The organism is Pseudomonas sp. WT-JTC (genome assembly GCF_056711565.1).
The window spans coordinates 5,761,672-5,778,693 of record NZ_CM160042.1; the positions used below are offsets into that span (position 1 = coordinate 5,761,672).

Annotated in this window: 16 protein-coding genes; 7 read left to right on the forward strand and 9 right to left on the reverse strand. The window is 59.0% G+C overall.

What is annotated here, in order from left to right:
- Positions 1 to 40 precede the first annotated feature (40 nt).
- Both rpmA and rplU read right to left on the reverse strand, forming a co-directional pair.
- The gene (gene rpmA / locus AC06G5_RS26190) at positions 41 to 298 is read right to left on the reverse strand and encodes a 50S ribosomal protein L27 (RefSeq protein WP_003281574.1); all 258 of its coding nucleotides are present in this window, start codon (positions 296 to 298) and stop codon (positions 41 to 43) included.
- A gap of 35 nt (positions 299 to 333) precedes the next feature.
- Positions 334 to 648: a 50S ribosomal protein L21 gene (gene rplU, locus AC06G5_RS26195; protein WP_007950961.1), complete on the reverse strand. Its 315-nt coding sequence runs from the start codon at positions 646 to 648 to the stop codon at positions 334 to 336.
- A gap of 239 nt (positions 649 to 887) precedes the next feature.
- Between rplU and AC06G5_RS26200 the strand changes: the two genes are divergently transcribed.
- From AC06G5_RS26200 to AC06G5_RS26210, 3 genes are all read left to right on the forward strand, one after another.
- Positions 888 to 1,856, forward strand: coding sequence for a polyprenyl synthetase family protein (locus AC06G5_RS26200; RefSeq protein ID WP_413426247.1), 969 nt, complete (start codon positions 888 to 890; stop codon positions 1,854 to 1,856).
- A 202-nt stretch (positions 1,857 to 2,058) separates the two neighbouring features.
- Positions 2,059 to 2,400 (forward strand): zinc ribbon domain-containing protein YjdM, encoded by a 342-nt coding sequence (locus AC06G5_RS26205; protein ID WP_008022504.1) that lies wholly within the window; start codon positions 2,059 to 2,061, stop codon positions 2,398 to 2,400.
- Positions 2,401 to 2,603: 203 nt separating this feature from the next.
- Complete coding sequence (locus tag AC06G5_RS26210; protein WP_413426249.1) at positions 2,604 to 2,861, forward strand: PA4570 family protein; 258 nt, start codon at positions 2,604 to 2,606, stop codon at positions 2,859 to 2,861.
- Positions 2,862 to 2,993: 132 nt separating this feature from the next.
- On the opposite strand, the gene bamJ is transcribed toward AC06G5_RS26210, so the two are convergent.
- The 3 genes from bamJ to AC06G5_RS26225 all read right to left on the reverse strand — a co-directional run bounded on the left by bamJ (position 2,994) and on the right by AC06G5_RS26225 (position 4,643).
- Positions 2,994 to 3,611, reverse strand: a complete 618-nt coding sequence (gene bamJ, locus AC06G5_RS26215; RefSeq protein WP_008022510.1) for a BamJ family beta-barrel-assembly machinery protein — start codon at positions 3,609 to 3,611, stop codon at positions 2,994 to 2,996.
- A 121-nt stretch (positions 3,612 to 3,732) separates the two neighbouring features.
- Entirely contained in the window at positions 3,733 to 4,023 is a 291-nt protein-coding gene (locus AC06G5_RS26220; RefSeq protein ID WP_413426251.1) for a DUF6482 family protein, read from the reverse strand.
- Positions 4,024 to 4,154: 131 nt separating this feature from the next.
- Positions 4,155 to 4,643, reverse strand: coding sequence for a TIGR00645 family protein (locus AC06G5_RS26225; protein WP_007990463.1), 489 nt, complete (start codon positions 4,641 to 4,643; stop codon positions 4,155 to 4,157).
- Positions 4,644 to 4,804: 161 nt separating this feature from the next.
- On the opposite strand from AC06G5_RS26225, the gene AC06G5_RS26230 reads away from it, so the two are divergent.
- Positions 4,805 to 6,634, forward strand: coding sequence for a hypothetical protein (locus AC06G5_RS26230; RefSeq protein WP_480458561.1), 1,830 nt, complete (start codon positions 4,805 to 4,807; stop codon positions 6,632 to 6,634).
- A gap of 6 nt (positions 6,635 to 6,640) precedes the next feature.
- On the opposite strand, the gene AC06G5_RS26235 is transcribed toward AC06G5_RS26230, so the two are convergent.
- Together AC06G5_RS26235 and AC06G5_RS26240 are read right to left on the reverse strand one after the other, a co-directional pair.
- Positions 6,641 to 6,982, reverse strand: coding sequence for a PA4575 family protein (locus AC06G5_RS26235; RefSeq protein WP_008022519.1), 342 nt, complete (start codon positions 6,980 to 6,982; stop codon positions 6,641 to 6,643).
- A 317-nt stretch (positions 6,983 to 7,299) separates the two neighbouring features.
- Positions 7,300 to 9,738 carry a Lon protease family protein gene (locus AC06G5_RS26240; protein ID WP_480458562.1) on the reverse strand — a complete coding sequence of 813 codons (2,439 nt, stop codon included), beginning with the start codon at positions 9,736 to 9,738 and terminating at the stop codon, positions 7,300 to 7,302.
- Between the two features lie 276 nt (positions 9,739 to 10,014).
- On the opposite strand from AC06G5_RS26240, the gene AC06G5_RS26245 reads away from it, so the two are divergent.
- The 3 genes from AC06G5_RS26245 to AC06G5_RS26255 all read left to right on the forward strand — a co-directional run bounded on the left by AC06G5_RS26245 (position 10,015) and on the right by AC06G5_RS26255 (position 13,352).
- On the forward strand, positions 10,015 to 10,503 hold the full coding sequence (locus AC06G5_RS26245) for a DUF3015 domain-containing protein (protein WP_413426258.1): 489 nt from the start codon (positions 10,015 to 10,017) through the stop codon (positions 10,501 to 10,503).
- Positions 10,504 to 10,735: 232 nt separating this feature from the next.
- On the forward strand, positions 10,736 to 12,589 hold the full coding sequence (locus AC06G5_RS26250; protein ID WP_413426260.1) for an Lnb N-terminal periplasmic domain-containing protein: 1,854 nt from the start codon (positions 10,736 to 10,738) through the stop codon (positions 12,587 to 12,589).
- A 268-nt stretch (positions 12,590 to 12,857) separates the two neighbouring features.
- Positions 12,858 to 13,352, forward strand: a complete 495-nt coding sequence (locus tag AC06G5_RS26255; protein ID WP_413426262.1) for a GreA/GreB family elongation factor — start codon at positions 12,858 to 12,860, stop codon at positions 13,350 to 13,352.
- On the opposite strand, the gene gdhA is transcribed toward AC06G5_RS26255, so the two are convergent.
- Together gdhA and ettA are read right to left on the reverse strand one after the other, a co-directional pair.
- Positions 13,349 to 14,686: an NADP-specific glutamate dehydrogenase gene (gene gdhA / locus AC06G5_RS26260; protein WP_413426264.1), complete on the reverse strand. Its 1,338-nt coding sequence runs from the start codon at positions 14,684 to 14,686 to the stop codon at positions 13,349 to 13,351. The two genes, AC06G5_RS26255 and gdhA, sit on opposite strands and share 4 nt — an antisense overlap.
- A 349-nt stretch (positions 14,687 to 15,035) precedes the next feature.
- Entirely contained in the window at positions 15,036 to 16,700 is a 1,665-nt protein-coding gene (ettA, locus tag AC06G5_RS26265; protein WP_111288331.1) for an energy-dependent translational throttle protein EttA, read from the reverse strand.
- Positions 16,701 to 17,022: the final 322 nt, after the last annotated feature.

The window sequence follows — 17,022 nt, forward strand, 5'->3', positions numbered from 1 at the left end:
AGCCCCGTCGCGAGACAGGGCTTTTCCAGCGATCGCGCAATTAAGCTGCGACTACGCTCACGTAACGACGACCGAAGGCGCCTTTTACTTCGAACTTGATCACGCCTTCGACTTTAGCGAAGAGGGTGTGATCTTTACCCATGCCAACGCCGTAGCCAGCGTGGAATTGGGTGCCGCGCTGACGCACGATGATGTTGCCTGCCTTGATAGCCTGGCCGCCATACATCTTCACGCCAAGGCGTTTGGCTTCTGAGTCGCGACCGTTACGGGTACTACCACCAGCTTTTTTGTGTGCCATGAGTTCAATTCTCCTAGTGAGGAATTAGGCTGAAATTAAGCCTGAATACCGGTGATTTTGATCTCGGTGTACCACTGGCGGTGGCCCATACGCTTCATGTGGTGCTTACGGCGACGGAACTTGATGATGCGGACTTTATCGTGACGACCTTGGGAGATCACTTCAGCCACAACGGTAGCGCCAGCAACAACTGGAGCGCCGATATTCACGTCGTCACCGTTGGCAACCAACAGAACGCGATCAAAGGTAACGGATTCGCCGGTAGCGACTTCCAGTTTTTCGATCTTCAGGTATTCACCTGGGGCGACTTTGTACTGCTTGCCGCCAGTAACGATTACTGCATAAGACATGGTATTTCTCCGATAATCCTGCTCACCCAGCTCTTTATAAGAAGAGGTATTGGCTGGCATGGCTGCATGGGGCTGGAGGCCCGCTTGCAATTGCGTAAGGCAGGTGCTGCCCAGGAAGTTCAGGGTGCGCGATTGTACGCAAGCCACGCTAGCCTTGCAAGAGGCCGTCCATCGCGCCTTGACACCTGCAGGCGTGGGTCCTAGCATGCCGCGCAACCCTTCTGGAGCGACTGTCGCTGATGCAACCCCAAGCCTTCTACCGCGCGGTCGCGGACGATTTTAGCGCCGTCGACGGCATCATCAAGAAGCAGCTGACTTCCCGAGTGCCGCTGGTATCGAAAATCGGCGATTACATTACCTCGGCCGGCGGCAAACGCCTGCGTCCTTTATTGGTGTTGCTGTGTGGCAAGGCTCTGGGCCGTGAAGGTGACGACCTGCGCCTGCTGGCCGCCACCATCGAGTTCCTGCACACCGCTACCCTGCTGCATGACGACGTGGTCGACATGTCCGGCATGCGCCGGGGACGCTCGACTGCCAACGCCATGTGGGGCAACGCGCCAAGCGTGCTGGTCGGTGATTTCCTGTATTCGCGCTCCTTCGAAATGATGGTCGAGCTGGGCTCCATGCCAGTGATGAAGATCCTTTCGCAAGCCACGCGCATCATCGCCGAAGGCGAAGTGTTGCAGCTGTCGAAGGTGCGTGACGCCAGCACCACCGAAGAAACCTACATGGAGGTCATCCGCGGCAAGACCGCGATGCTCTTCGAAGCCTCGACCCATAGTGCCGCCGCCCTGTGCGAAGCCACGCCGGAGCAGGCCGAAGCCCTGCGTACATTCGGCGATCACCTGGGAGTGGCCTTCCAACTGGTCGACGACCTGCTTGATTACAAAGGCGACGCCGAAACCCTGGGCAAGAACGTCGGTGACGATCTGGCCGAAGGCAAGCCGACCCTGCCGCTGATCTACACCATGCGTGAAGGTACGCCGGAGCAGGCCGCCCTGGTACGCAAAGCGATCCAGAAGGGCGGCATCGAAGACCTGGAAAGCATCCGCGAAGCCGTAGAAGCCTCGGGCTCGCTGGAGTACACCGCAAAACTGGCTCGCGACTACGTAGCCCGTGCGATCAAGTGCCTCGACGTGCTGCCAGCCAGCGAGTACCGCGATGCACTGGTCGAATTGAGTGAGTTCGCGGTCGCGCGCACGCACTAAAAGACATCTGTAGGAGCGAGCTTGCTCGCGATGGTCGCCAATGATGACACGGGAAACCTGGCATCCCGCTGCGATCTTGACTCCATCGCGAGCAATCGAGCGTCGACCGGCTGCTCCTACAGGTTTTCCCGCACCGCCCCCTCTCCGCCTAAAACCCTATATAATGTGCGCTTTTTAGCGATCCTGAATCCAAGGAGCCTTAGTGAGCACGCTGCCACCCTGCCCAAAATGCAATTCCGAATACACCTATGAAGACGGCGCCCAGCTGATCTGCCCCGAGTGCGCCCACGAATGGTCCGCCAACGGTGAAGCCGAAGCGGCGTCCGATGACGCTGTGAAAAAGGATTCGGTCGGCAATGTCCTGCAGGACGGCGATACCATCACCGTGATCAAGGACCTCAAGGTCAAGGGTACGTCTTTGGTGGTCAAGGTCGGCACCAAGGTCAAGAACATCCGCCTGTGCGATGGCGATCACGACATCGATTGCAAGATCGACGGTATCGGCCCGATGAAACTCAAGTCCGAGTTCGTCAGAAAAGTCTGAACCTGCTGTCTCCATCCCGCGCCCGGCGCGGGATGGCGCCTCACCCTCCCCCGCTTCACCCAATAACCCCTCGCAATAGCCAAACGCCAGTCGTTTTGACCTGACGCAATCTTTACCCGGAAAAAGGCGCAAACCGCCAATAGGCCCTTGCTATTTTGCGAATAGGAATTATTCTCATAAAACCCTCAGTGGAGATGAGAAACATGACTTATTTGATCGATGCCTGGCTGGACCGCCCACATCCTTACCTCAGGATCCTGCATCGGGAAACCGGGGAAGTCTGTGCCGTACTGGAAGAGGAAGCCTTGAGCGAGCTGCAGGATCAGGGTGATCTGGATCTCAATGGTTTGAGTTCCAGCGAGCCGATGGTGCTCAAGGAAGTGGTGAGAAACCTGTTTCTGTTCTGCTATGCCCGGGCGTTGCGCCCGCACAGCGAACTGCACCACAAGATTGAAATATGAAAAACGCTACAAAACTTTGTAGGAGCGAGCTTGCTCGCGAAGAACTCGAAGACACCGCGTTCATTCAGGATGGTCGCGTTATCGTTTGCGCCCATCGCGAGCAAGCTCGCTCCTACAGGTAATCAGCGGGTCTTACAGAACGTCGAGCAGTTCGACGTCGAACACCAGTACGCTGTGCGGCGGGATGCTGCCAACGCCTTGAGCGCCGTAAGCCAGTTCGCTCGGCACATACAGGCGCCATTTGCTGCCGGCGTTCATCAGTTGCAGGGCTTCGGTCCAGCCGGCGATCACGCCACCGACCGGGAATTCTGCAGGCTGGCCACGCTCGTAGGAGCTGTCGAACACAGTGCCGTCGATCAGGGTGCCGTGGTAGTGAGTACGCACGGAGTCTTCACGGGATGGCTTGGCGCCTTCACCAGCGGTCAGGACTTCGAACTGCAGGCCGGAAGCCAGAGTGGTGATGCCTTCACGCTTGGCGTTTTCAGCCAGGAAAGCCAGGCCTTCGCCAGCAGCCGCTTCAGCCTTGGCTGCAGCTTCGGCCTGCATGATTTCGCGGATGACTTTGAAGCTGGCGGACATTTCTTCCTGACCCACACGGCTTGGCTTGCCGGCGAATGCGTCGGTCAGACCTGCCAGGATCGCGTCCAGGCTTACGCCCGGTGGCGGGTTGTCGCGCAGCTGGTCGCCCAGCTGACGGCCAATACCGTAGCTGACGCGGGTTTCGTCGGTGGACAGATTTACTTCGGACATGACACTGCTCCGCTGTGCGGACGGCTCGGGAACTTGCCATGCGTGCACAGCGCGTCCCGGAGCGCCCGGAACCAAAAGGGCCAGCAGACTAGCACAGATGTCACGTCATTGATGAGGGACCTCAGGCGATCGGCACCTTCAGGTTTTCCTCCACATCGGCAACCAGCCCGCACATCTCGTCATGCACGACCGTGTGCACAAGGTTGAAGTGCAACTTGGGAAAGGAGCGCAGCACATCACGGGCATGCTCCACGGAGCGCAACTGCATCGTGTGACCTGGCGCATCGTTCAAGGGATACGCCGCTCCGTGCATACGCGCCTCAAGCAAGTAAATGCCTCCCTCCATGGAGATCAGGTTCAGCTCATCGACCTTCCCGGCGACGGCATACGCATTCAACTCTTGCAGGTTCATGAGCGCACCTCACGCAGTAGCGAGCCTCTTTACAGGGATAGGCTTCGACGCATCAAAGCACAAGCCACAAACGACGCCGCCCGTCTGTTTTGCAACAGACGGGCGGCGTGTTTCATGGGGCCGGCAATGGATCAGTGCTTGGTGACTTTATCCAGGTAACCCATGGCGAATGCCGAGACCACGAAGGTCATGTGGATGATCACATACCACTGCAGATGTTCAGGATCGACGTTCTTGGCGTCCATGAAGATGCGCAGCAGGTGAATGGACGAGATCGCCACGATCGACGCAGCCACCTTCATTTTCAGCGACGAAGAGTCCATGGTGCCCAGCCAGTTGAGCTTTTCCTTGCTATCGTCGATGTCCAGTTGCGAGACGAAGTTCTCGTAGCCGGAAATCATCACCATCACCAGCAATCCGCCCACCAGCGCCATGTCGATCAGCGACAGCAGCACCAGGATCAAATCCGACTCAGCCATCGAAAACACGTTCGGGATGACGTGGAAGACTTCCTGGAAGAATTTCAGCGCCAGCGCCAGCAACCCGAGGGACAGGCCGAAATAGATCGGCGCCAGCAGCCAGCGCGAGGCGTACATTGTATTTTCGATAAAGCGTTCCATTGAATCTCACACGTTGGATTGGAAATGGCCGCGAGTATACCAGCCGCCCGTCCATAGCCAGAAACCGTCGAAAAATCCGCCACCTGCGCCTGTGTATCAAGGTTTTTCTGCTAGTGTCCAAATCATTGACTGCTCAGTAATGTCGGACAGGAAGACTGGAAATGGGTGTGCGATTGCCTTTGACGAGTGCCGGTATTTGCCTGGTGCTGCTGCTAAGCGGCTGCTCACCCAGCGATGAAAAACGCCAGGTCAGCCTCGAAGAAAAAACCGCGCAGTTCGAAAAGTCGCTGGACGCCATCCAGGATCCGAAACTCAAGGACGCCGTGTCGGAGCTGGGCGGCTCACTGCTGCTGCTCGAGCGCGCACGACTCAAGCTCGACAGTAAACCGGTGGAAACCGAATACGGCGAAGACGCCCTCGCCATGCTCAAGCACTACCCGACCCCGCAGGCCCTGGTCGACACCTATATCAACGGGTTGTTCGTGTTGCAAAAGGACTCCGGTTCCGACTACCTGACCGATCTGCAACCGGTGTTCCCGTTCACGTTCAGCATTCCTGCCGCGTTTTTGTTTCCCCATGGCCTGGAATGGCAGTCGGTCACCCTGAGCAATAAACGGGTGATTCCATTCCAGCCGGAATGGTCGGAAACCGACCCCGGCATTCAACTCAGCCCATCGAGCTCCAACCTGACCAACCCCGATGACCTGACCGTGGCCTACCCCTTCATCGAAGGCCTCGACATCGACAGAAAGCAGCAACCGCAACCGGTGAGCCTGCAAGGCAAAGTCGAAGTCATCGCGCCACGCCGCCTCTACAGCTTCGACCTGACGAAAAAGGACGTGGGCCAGACTCGCACCAATGACAACCTGAGTGTCACCCTGCTCACATTGACGAACAACTACGCGGAAGTCGAATACAACAACAGCGCGCCGCTGGCTCCCGAAGTCAGTGAAACACCGCTGAAGCCGCTGATCGTTCAGGCCAGGGACAGCACCGGGCAATTCATCACGCGCGCCGGCTCAATCAACGAAACAGCGGTACAGATTGCCTTCTATCAGCAACAGCTGGCCAAGATGCAGCAGCAAAAGAGCTGGAGCGAGTCCCTGGAAAAACAGCTCGACGAAGAACAACGCAACTTTGAGAAACAGCAGACTCGACATTATTCGAAGGTGTACTTCAACGGGACCATCGAAACCCTCGAAGTCAGCATGCTGGATTTTTCCGCCGTCACCGTCACCCGAAAGGACCTCGACCTGCCGATCCGGCGCTTTGATGCCATTACCACGGACAAGACCATCCAGCCCTTGAACCTGTCCGTGGTGGTCTATGACGACCAGGCGGCGAGCTGGCTGAAAGGGGCAACGCTGACTGAGGATCAACTGAAAAAGAACGTCAGCATCAGTCAGTCGGTCGACGACCCCAGCGCTGCGCGAATCGAATTCACTCATCTGCGCAGCTTCAACGATGAGCTGCTTGGCACATCGTTCAACCCCGGTGAAAGTCCGGTGAGTTTCTTCACCGAAGACGCTCGCGGCAATCGCGACGAGCCGATCGAACTGCCGCCTGAGGCGTACCAGGTCGATCCCCTGCGCGGCACCATCACTTACGATCTGAATCTGTTTCCGCAAACGCCGGCCTATGCAGTGGGCTCGATGCCGCTGTTCCTGGCCACGGTCGACAAAAAAACCGTGGATGCCCGTCAACTGCCCAAAGGCCTTGGACTCAAAGACAACGCACTGGTGGTGGATCTGAAAGCATTTCCCGCCCAGGACTGGCGCTTTTTCGCCAAGGACGACAGCGGCAATTACTTGAAGGAGATTCTATCGGTCAGCCATGGCGCGAGCGCACAAGGTCCGGCGCAGTTTGTCGTGCATTACTTCTACGGGCAGCCTGCGCGCCTGGAAACCTATCAGCGCACTGACCTCGCCACCGTGCAATATGGTTTCGAGGTCAAACTCGAAAAGGCCGACATGATGCGCCTTGATCAATAGTGCGACTCAGTGCTCGGGGTGAAACTCGAAACCGCCCATGTTTCGGCAGCGACCACCATTGATTTCCCGCAGTTGGGCTTGCAGGTGCAGGCACCAGATTTGCGGATCGTCGGCCAACTCGTAGCCGTGCAGGGTCAGGCTTTCAACGATGGTGTCGAGGATTGATTCAGCGACGACCGGCCCGTGAAACGGGCCTTGGGCCTTGATGGCCGAAGGTTGTTCGCCGGCCATTCCGGCGGCGAACAGCAGAGTCCACATGCCCGTATCTCCCGCCAATGGACGGATGGCACATTCGATACGGGTCACAAGGCCCAGGCATTGACGGGTGAGGCAGAGGTTGCGCGACATGGCGGCGACCCTCGGTAGATCCGGTATTCAGCCCCCTCGGGAAGGCTGTTTCGATCCTGTGATTACTCTCGATATCCCTGAGCAGAGAATAGAAGAAAAGTCTGGCTTACAGGCCACGCGAGACCGAAAGGCGCCGAATGGTCATAGCGTGAATATTGACGTCATTTCGACGACGCTTTTCCAGTTATTCACACAAGCAAATGTGGGAGCGGGCTTGCTCGCGAAAGCGGTCAATCAGCCAACATAAATGTTGAATGTTCCGACGCTTTCGTCGGAACGCCGCCCGGAGCAAGTCCGCTCCCACATGGGTTACTGCATCAAGCCGGCTTGGTTTCCGCCAAAGCCTCTTGCGCCAACTCCTTCTCGGCTTCTTTCAGATCATCTTCACTGATCATTTCCGCGATAACCCGCAGTCGCTCCACGACCCGCGCGTTCACGCTGCCTTCAGGGAATTCGCCATTCTCGTCCGGTTCGCCGGCCGGCTCGCCAACCAGCAAACTCAAGGCTTCGTCGGCCTGACGGACCGCATAGACATGGAACTGCCCCGCACGCACCGCCGCCAGCACCTTCTCGTCGAGCATCAGCGTGGCGACGTTGGCGTGAGGAATGATTGCCCCCTGCTCACCGGTCAACCCACGGGCTTCACACAGACGGAAGAAGCCCTCGATCTTCTCGTTGACTCCACCGACCGCCTGCACTTCGCCGAACTGGTTGATCGAACCGGTGATGGCAAAACACTGCTTGAGCGGGGTTTTCGACAAGGCCGAGATCAGGGTGCAGGCCTCGCCCAGGGAAGCACTGTCGCCATCGACATAACCGTAGGATTGCTCCAGGGCGATGCTCGCGGAGATTGCCAGCGGAAACTCTTGGGCGTAACGGCTGCCCAGATAACCGGTAAGGATCATCACGCCTTTGGAGTGGATCGGCTGGCCGAGGTTGACCTCGCGCTCGATGTCGACGATGCCGCTGCCGCCCGGGTACACCGTGGCGGAAATCCGCGCCGGTATACCAAAGGCCGAGTCGCCGACTTCCAGCACGGTCAAGCCATTGCACTTGCCGACCGCCGCACCAGCGGTATCGATCAGGATGATCCCGGCCAGCATGTCGTCGAGAATCCGCGCCGAAACCCGCCCGGTCCGCGTGGCCTTGGCCTTGAGCGCACGCTCGATATGTCCCGCGTCGGTCCTTTCATCGCCGGCCAGATGGCGGATGAAGTCCGCCTCGCTGACCAGTTGGAACAAGTCACCGATACGCGCTGACAAGCGCCCCTGGTGCTCCGCCAGACGGGCACTGTAAGTCGCCAGACGTGCCACTGCATCGGCGGTCAGCGGTGCCATGCCTTCTTCGGAAGTACGGGTTTTGAGCAACTGGGCGAACTGCTCCAGGCTCTCGTCGACCATCGGGATATCTTCGTCGAAATCCACCAGGACGCGGAACATCTCCTGGAAGTCCGGATCAAGGTCTTGCAGCGTGTAATACAGCTGACGGGCACCGATGATGATTACTTTGACCTGCAACGGGATGTGTTGCGGAGTCAGGGTCACGGTGGCCAGGCGGCCCAGCTCACCCAGCGGTGATTCCATTTTCAGCTTGCGCGATTGCAGGGCGCGTTTCAGCGCGTCCCACACGAACGGCTCGCTGAGCATCTTGTCCGCTTCAAGGATCAGGAACCCACCGTTGGCCCGGTGCAAGGCTCCCGGCCGCAGCTGGCGGTAAGTGGTATACAGCGCACCCTGGTCGGTGCTGTATTCGATACGACCGAAGAGGTTTTCGTAGGTCGGGTGCGGCTCGAACACCACGGGCGCACCGCCGCTGGCCGAGTGACCGACCACCAGACTTGGCGCGTATTGTTCCTCCAGCAACTTGCGGGCGACAGCGTCAGTCTTGCTGTCGTCCACCAGTTGCTCGACCACGGTCTTGAGCAAGTACACCTGCATGGCTTGCAGATAACCGCAAACCGCCGCGTTCTCGGCGTATTTCTCCGACAATGGCGACAACAATGGCTGCAAGGCCAGGGTGATGGTTTCTTCGTTCAGATGACGCAACTGGTTGCTCGACTCACGCTTCCATTGCGGCAGGCTGGCGAGCTCCTCGTTCAGGCGCTCCTCCAGAGCCGAAATATCCTCGTGAAAGCGCTCACGCTCGGCTTCCGGCAACTGGGCGAACTCAGCTTCGTCCAACGCTTTGCCTTCGCCCATCGGGGTGAAGGCGATATTGCTCGCGTCGCGGTACAGCGCGACGTCCTTTTCCAGCGCCAGACGCTCGATGACGTCCAGGGCCTTGTCGTAGCGCTGGTTGAAGGCGCGGTCGATGCTGCTTTTCTTCTGCTGGTAGGACGGATGCTCGAAGACTGCCGGAAACGTCGCCAGCAGGTTGTCGATCAAGCCGTTGATGTCACCGATGAAGGCACCGGCGGTGCCCGACGGCAGTTCCAGTGCGCGCGGCTCGCGAGGCTCATCGAAATTGTTGACGTAGACCCAGTCCGCCGGGGTCTGCAGGCGCTTGCCTTCGGCCTTGAGGTAGCGTTTGACGAACGAGAACCGGCCAGTGCCGGGCTCGCCCATGACGAATACGTTGTAACCGGGGCGTGGCATGGCCACACCGAACTGCAAGGCTTCGACCGCACGTTCCTGGCCAAGCACACCGCGAAAGGGCTCCAGATCATTGGTGGTAGAGAAGCTGAACTGTTCAGCGGAAAACGGACGGGTCAGCGCTTCGGGCGCTAGACGCAAGCTGGCAGCAACAGGATCAGGCATCGGGCTTCCTTAACAATCAGGCGGGGCAGATGGCAGCATTCTGGCGCCGCCCATGCCCGACTGGCAAGGAGCACCGCTGGCCGGAGCAGCGTCAATCCGCCAACCCCAGGCGGGCCGGGCTTTCGCCACCGTTTCCCATGAATGTTCTGCAAAAAATAACGGAACCTCGTGATCGTGCCTAAACTCCAGACTGCGCGGCTGGACTAATGACCGGCCCACTGGCACCAGACGGGCCAGACCCATGTCCATTGGTAGGCACCTAAAGAGAACAAAGCTATGAAACGGATTCTTCTCGGTACTCTCTTCACCGCTGTATCCATCAACGCCATGGCTCAGGCGCCAGGCGGCCCGGATTGCGGTTGGGGCAACATGCTGTTCGAAGGCCAGCGTGGCACTCCGGCTCACTTCCTGGCATCCACCACCAACGGCACCTCCGGCAACGCAACCTTCGGCATGACCTCCGGCACCAACGGTTGCGCGACCAATGCGTCGCTGACCTATGGCGGCAAATCCTGGTTTGCCATGAATGGCATGATGAACGAGCTGTCCGAAGACATGGCCAAAGGTCAGGGCGAAGCGCTGACCACCTACGCCGTGGTACTGGGCGTGGCGCCGGAAGACCGTGCGCACTTCGCCGCCGTCACCCACGAGCACTTCCAGCAGATCTTCAACAAGGCTGACGTGACTGCCGAAGACGTGCATACCAATACCCTCGCCGTCCTGAAGAACGACCCTCGACTGGCCAAGTACGCCACCCAGGCATAAGCTCGACTCGCCCCGCTTCTCTCGGGAAGCGGGTTTTGTTTTTTGGACCTGCCCCACTCCGGGTAATGTTGCTGACTGTAGGAGCTGGCTTGCCAGCGATGGTCGTTAACGATTACGCGTGTTTACGGGATAAACACAGCGCCTTTGAAACCATCGCTGGCAAGCCAGCTCCTACAGGTAAAAGACATCCACCTCGTTGGGTCTTCATTTTTTCCTGTTTAAGTTGCCACCTATGCTCAAACGCCTTGCCTGGCTGGCGCTGTGTGTCTGCGCCCCGCTGTCCGCCGCGCCTCAAATCGACCCGCAACGTTTGCAGCAACTGGCCAACGACCCTTTCTGGATATCCCTGGGCCATTACGAAACCGCCAAGCTCGGCGGCTGGCGCAGCTATGTCAGCGACAGGAGATTCTTCCTCGCCGCTGACGGCAATGAACATCCCGACCATGAACTGGCGGCGACGGTACAGGCCTTGTACGCCCCGGCCAGTGCCGGTGAAACGCACGCTCAATGCGTCTACCCTGCCCGCACCCGCTGGCTGAAAGAACAGCTCGGCCTGACCGGCCTGCCGACGCCGGACTGCGCCGGGTTCAGGCAATGGTTCAAGGACGTCTCACCGGACAGTGCGGTGATGATCTTCCCGGCAGCCTACCTGAACAGCCCGTCCTCGATGTTTGGCCACACCCTGCTGCGCATCGACCAGGCCGAAGTGAAGAGCGACAAGACTTCGCTGCTCAGTTACGCGATCAACTTCGGCGCCTACATCGAGGGCTCGGACAACAGCATCCTCTATGCCTGGAAAGGCCTGATGGGCGGTTACCCCGGCTTGTTCGCGATGGTGCCCTACCAGGAAAAACTCTCGGAATACCGCAGCCTGGAAAACCGCGACCTGTGGGAATACCGGCTGAACCTGACCCGGCAGGAAACCGAGCGCATGGTCGAGCACGTCTGGGAGCTGAAGCAGATCAGGTTCGACTATTTCTTCTTCGACGAAAACTGCTCATACCGTTTACTGGAACTGCTGCAAGTAGCCCGCCCGAGCTTGCGCCTGACCGGGCAATTTCCACTCACGGCCATCCCGACCGACACCGTCAAAGCGGTGAAAAATGCCGGGCTGGTGGAATCCATCCAGTATCGTCCGTCCCGGGAGCGCGAGTTGCTCAGTCGCGCCGAGCCGCTCAACCCTGAAGAGCAGCAATGGGTGTTGAAAGTCAGCGCCGATCAGAAGCGATTGCAGGATCCGGCGTTCAAGGCACAACCCCGCGAGCGCCAGGCGCTGATCATCGATGCGGCCTATCGACTGGAGCGTTACCGCGCCAATGGCCAGGAACGCGACCCGGCGCGCGCCCAGCGCAGCTTCGAACTGCTGCGGGCAATCAACCAGAACCCGGCGCCGGAGCTGGACATCGCGCAACCCGGCCTGCCTGAAGACGGTCACGAGTCCCGTACCTGGCAGCTCGGCCTCGGCACCCGGGGTGACAGAGCCTTTGGCGAGTACGGCTTGCGCATGGCTTATCACGACCTCAATGACAACAGCGAAAGCTTTCCACTGGGCGCGCAGATCGAAATCCTGCAATTGAAACTGCGCCAGTACGAAGGCAATGACTGGCAAGTACAGCAACTGGACCTGGCGACCATTCGCTCCCTGACCCCGCGCAACCAATTGCTGCAACCACTGTCATGGCAAGTCACCGGTGGTCTGGAGCGGGTGCCGGGCAAGCACGATGACCAGACCCTGGTCAGCCACGTCAACGGCGGTGGCGGTGGGACCTGGCAACTGGGCGATGACCTGCTCGGATTTGCCCTGGGCACTGTGCGTATCGAACACAACAACGACTTCGCCGCCTTCATCGCGCCGGCCGCTGGCTTCAACAGTGGTGTGCTGTGGAAAAACCCGGTGGGCAACCTGAGCCTGGAAGCCAAGGGTGATTTCTTCACCAATGGCGAAGTGCGTCGTAGCCTGAGCCTGAATCAGCAATGGGAAATGTCCCGCAATCTCGGACTGCGCTTGAGTGCCCGGCGCGAGTTCAGCCATCTGGCGACGCCCGAGAACGAAGTGATGCTTGAGCTGAAGTGGTATCACTACTGACCTGATACACACCCACCGCCACTGTGGGAGGGAGCGAGCAAGCTCGCTCCTACAAGCGGTACGCGGTGTTGAGTGGATTTTTCACCGCCCTTGCACACCATCCTGGCGAGCCGGCTTCTAGACTTTCCTTATGGGCCGTTGGGGCATGGGAGTTCGAAATGTGGCGAGTGACAGGCCCGGGCCTATCACTCGCCGTAAGTCGCTTTCAGACATCCAGTGAAACCAGATGCCTGCGACCATGATCCAAACCCTATGCCGGGAGAATTCCATGAGCCGTGCCTTCGTCCATGAAGATAACGCCGCTGCGCAAACCGATCAGCCTGTCGAACGGCAGGTCAGCGCGCAGCCCAATTACGTCACGCCGCAAGGCCTCAGCCTGTTGCAGGCTAAAGTCGCCGAACTGCAAGCCCTGCACACTGAACAATCGGCAAAGGGCGACGAGGCCGACAAGCAGCGCCTGGTGGATCTCGAACGTGATTTGCGTTACTTCAAGCAGCGCCTGGGCAGCGCCCAGGTGGTACCCGCCGCGACTTCGACCGAGAAAGTGCAGTTCGGCAGTTGGGTGACCTATGCCGATGAACACAACACCGAACGCCGGGTACAACTGGTGGGCGAAGATCAGGCCGATGCCGCCCACGGCCTGATCAACTGGGGTTCACCGCTGGGCCGGGCGCTGTTCGGCGCACGACTCAACGATGAAGTGCTCTGGCAGCGCCCTGTTGGCGATCAAGTGATTGAAGTGATCCGCATCGAACCGTCTTAAACCACACCTTGGGCCAACATTGCATCGGCGACTTTGACGAAGCCTGCGATGTTCGCGCCTTTGACATAGTTGATACGTCCGTTCTCTTCACCGTAGTGCACACAGGCGTGATGGATCGACTGCATGATCGCGTGCAGCTTGCTGTCCACCTCACCGGAGGTCCACAGCAAACGCATGGCGTTCTGCGACATCTCCAGACCGCTCACCGCCACGCCACCGGCGTTGGATGCCTTGCCCGGGGCAAACAGAATGCCGGCCTCGACGAAGATATCCACAGCCTCCAGCGTGGTCGGCATGTTCGCGCCTTCGGCCACGCATACGCAGCCGTTACGCAGCAGAGTGTGCGCAGCTTCGGCATCGAGTTCGTTCTGCGTGGCGCATGGCAGCGCGATGTCGCACGGCAGCGTCCATGGGTGCTGGCCGGCGCGAAACTCCAGGCCGAACGCCGCCGCCAATTCGCTGATCCGCCCGCGTTTGACGTTTTTCAGATCCAGCAACGCCAGCCACTGATCTTCACTCAGGCCAGCTTCGCAATACAGCGTGCCTTCGGAGTCGGACAGGGAAATCACTTTGCCACCCAGGTCCATCACCTTGCGTGCTGCGTACTGGGCAACGTTGCCGGAACCGGAGATTGCCACGCGCTTGCCTTCAACGGTCTGATCACGGCGCTTGAGCATTTCTTCGGCGAAGTACACGCAACCGAAACCGGTGGCTTCAGGGCGAATCAGGCTGCCGCCGTAGCTTGGGCCTTTGCCTGTCAGCACACTGGTGAACTGGTTGCTCAGGCGCTTGTACTGGCCGAACAGGAAACCGATCTCCCGCGCACCGACGCCGATGTCCCCGGCCGGCACGTCAACGTCTGCACCGATGTGGCGGTACAGCTCGCTCATGAAGGCCTGGCAGAAGCGCATGACTTCGGCATCGCTTTTGCCCTTCGGATCGAAGTCCGAACCGCCCTTGCCGCCCCCCATGGGCAATGAAGTCAGGGAGTTCTTGAAGGTCTGTTCGAAGGCGAGGAATTTCAGCACGCCCATGTTCACCGACGGATGGAAACGCAGGCCGCCCTTGTACGGGCCGATCGCGCTGTTCATCTGGATGCGGAACCCGCGATTGACCTGGACCTTGCCCTGATCGTCGACCCACGACACGCGGAACACTACCGCCCGCTCCGGCTCGCAGATGCGTTCCAGAATGCCCGAGCTCAGGTAATGCGGGTTGGCCTCAAGAAACGGCCATAGACTGCGTAGTACTTCTTCCACGGCCTGGTGGAATTCAGGCTGGTCCGGATCGCGATTTTTCAGGCGGGCAAGGAAGGATTCGACGGATTCGATCATGGAAAAGTCTCGGCAAATTGATTGTCGTTGTAAGAGATTGAGCCGGACTGTAACAAACGACTTGCGCACAAGAACAGCGCAAAATGTCGCACTTATGAAATTAAATGGTGCACAGGATATAAATAACTCCGGTTTCTTGACCATTTTTGCACCTGAACAGGGATCAACAATTCAAGTCTTGCACCATTAGAAACACCGCCTTCGCGAGCAAGCCCGCTCCCACATTTGAAATGCGTTCTACTGTGGGAGCGGGCTTGCTCGCGAATGGCGCGACTCGGCGTCATTGAAAAAACACAGGCATAAAAAAACGGAGCCCGAAGGCTCCGCTCTTTATGCAACCAACCCGAAATCAGGCCAGTTTCTTGTGGCGTACACGATGCGGCTGGGCAGCCGCTTCGCCGAGGCGCTTTCTGCGGTCGGCTTCGTACTCGGTGTAGTTGCCTTCGAAGAACACCGCTTGCGAGTCGTCTTCGTACGCCAGGATGTGCGTCGCGACGCGGTCAAGGAACCACCGGTCGTGGGAGATCACAATGGCGGCGCCCGGGAAGTCCAGCAGGGCTTCTTCCAGAGAACGCAGGGTTTCAACGTCGAGGTCGTTGGACGGTTCGTCGAGCAGCAGGACGTTGCCGCCCTCTTTCAAGGTCAGGGCCAGGTGCAAGCGACCACGCTCACCACCGGACAGGTCCTTGACGAACTTCTGCTGATCGCCGCCCTTGAAGTTGAAGCGACCGACGTAGGTACGCGACGGGATCTCGTAGTTGCCGATGCGGATCTGGTCGGAACCGTCGGAGATCTGCTGGAACACGGTCTTGCTGCCGTCCAGGTCTTCGCGGCTCTGATCCACACACGCAAGCTGCACGGTTTCACCGACTTCGATGCTGCCCGAATCCGGAGTTTCCTTGCCCATCAGCATGCGGAACAGGGTCGACTTACCGGCACCGTTACCGCCGATCACGCCGACGATGGCGCCTTTAGGCATGGAGAACGACAGGTTGTCGATCAGCACGCGGTCGCCGTAGCCCTTGGTGACGTTCTTGAACTCGATGACCTTGTCGCCCAGGCGCGGACCGGCCGGGATATAAATCTCGTTGGTTTCGCTGCGTTTCTGGAATTCCTGCGATTGCATTTCTTCGAAGCGTTGCAGACGAGCCTTGGATTTGGACTGGCGGGCCTTGGCGCCTTTGCGCACCCACTCCAGTTCTTCCTTCATGGCTTTTTCGTGGGCCGACTGCTGCTTGGATTCGGCAGCCAGACGATCGGACTTGGCTTCCAGCCAACCCGAATAGTTGCCTTCGTACGGAATGCCCGCGCCGCGGTCGAGTTCCAGAATCCAGCCGGCAACGTTGTCCAGGAAGTAACGGTCGTGCGTGATCGCTACCACAGTGCCCGGGAAGTCGTGCAGGAAGTGCTCAAGCCACGCAACGGAGTCGGCGTCCAGGTGGTTGGTCGGTTCGTCGAGCAGCAGCATGTCCGGGGCGGACAGCAGCAGACGGCACAGGGCCACACGACGCTTTTCACCACCGGAAAGGTGTTCGACCCTGGCATCCCAGGCTGGCAGACGCAGCGCATCGGCGGCGACTTCCAGTTGACGCTCCAGGTTGTGGCCGTCGCTGGCTTGCAGGATGGCTTCGAGCTTGGCCTGCTCGGCCGCCAGCTTGTCGAAGTCGGCATCCGGGTCGGCGTAGGCCGCGTAGACCTCGTCCAGACGCGCCTGGGCGTCCTTGATCACGCTGACCGCTTCCTCGACCACTTCACGCACGGTCTTGGTCGGGTCCAGGATCGGTTCCTGCGGCAGGTAGCCGATGTTCAGCTCCGGCATTGGGCGGGCTTCGCCTTCGAATTCGGTATCGACGCCGGCCATGATTTTCAACAGCGTGGACTTACCCGAACCGTTGAGGCCGAGTACGCCGATCTTGGCGCCGGGGAAGAACGACAGAGAAATGTTTTTCAGGATTTCCCGCTTCGGCGGAACAACTTTGCCCAGCCGATGCATGGTGAATACGTATTGAGCCATGGAGAACCTAGGGTCAGTGACTGATGAATGATTGGAGCGCAGGCTATGCCCGGCCAGACCGTGCGCGTCGCTCGCTTGAAGGGATCAAAACGTGCGCGCTGAAAAAAGTCTGAATCTAGGAGCTGGTCCAGACGCTGTTAAAACGTAATGAGCGAAGGAAAGACAAGGCGAAAACAGGCGAGGACGCGGAGTTTACGAGTTGTAAATGAGCAGTCCGAGCCTGTTTTCAACGCAGTATTTCCGAGAGCAGTAGTTTTAGCAGTGTCTGGGCCCCCGCGTAACCGGCAAAGCTACCTGAATGACCAGTGGCAGTCCAGCCGAC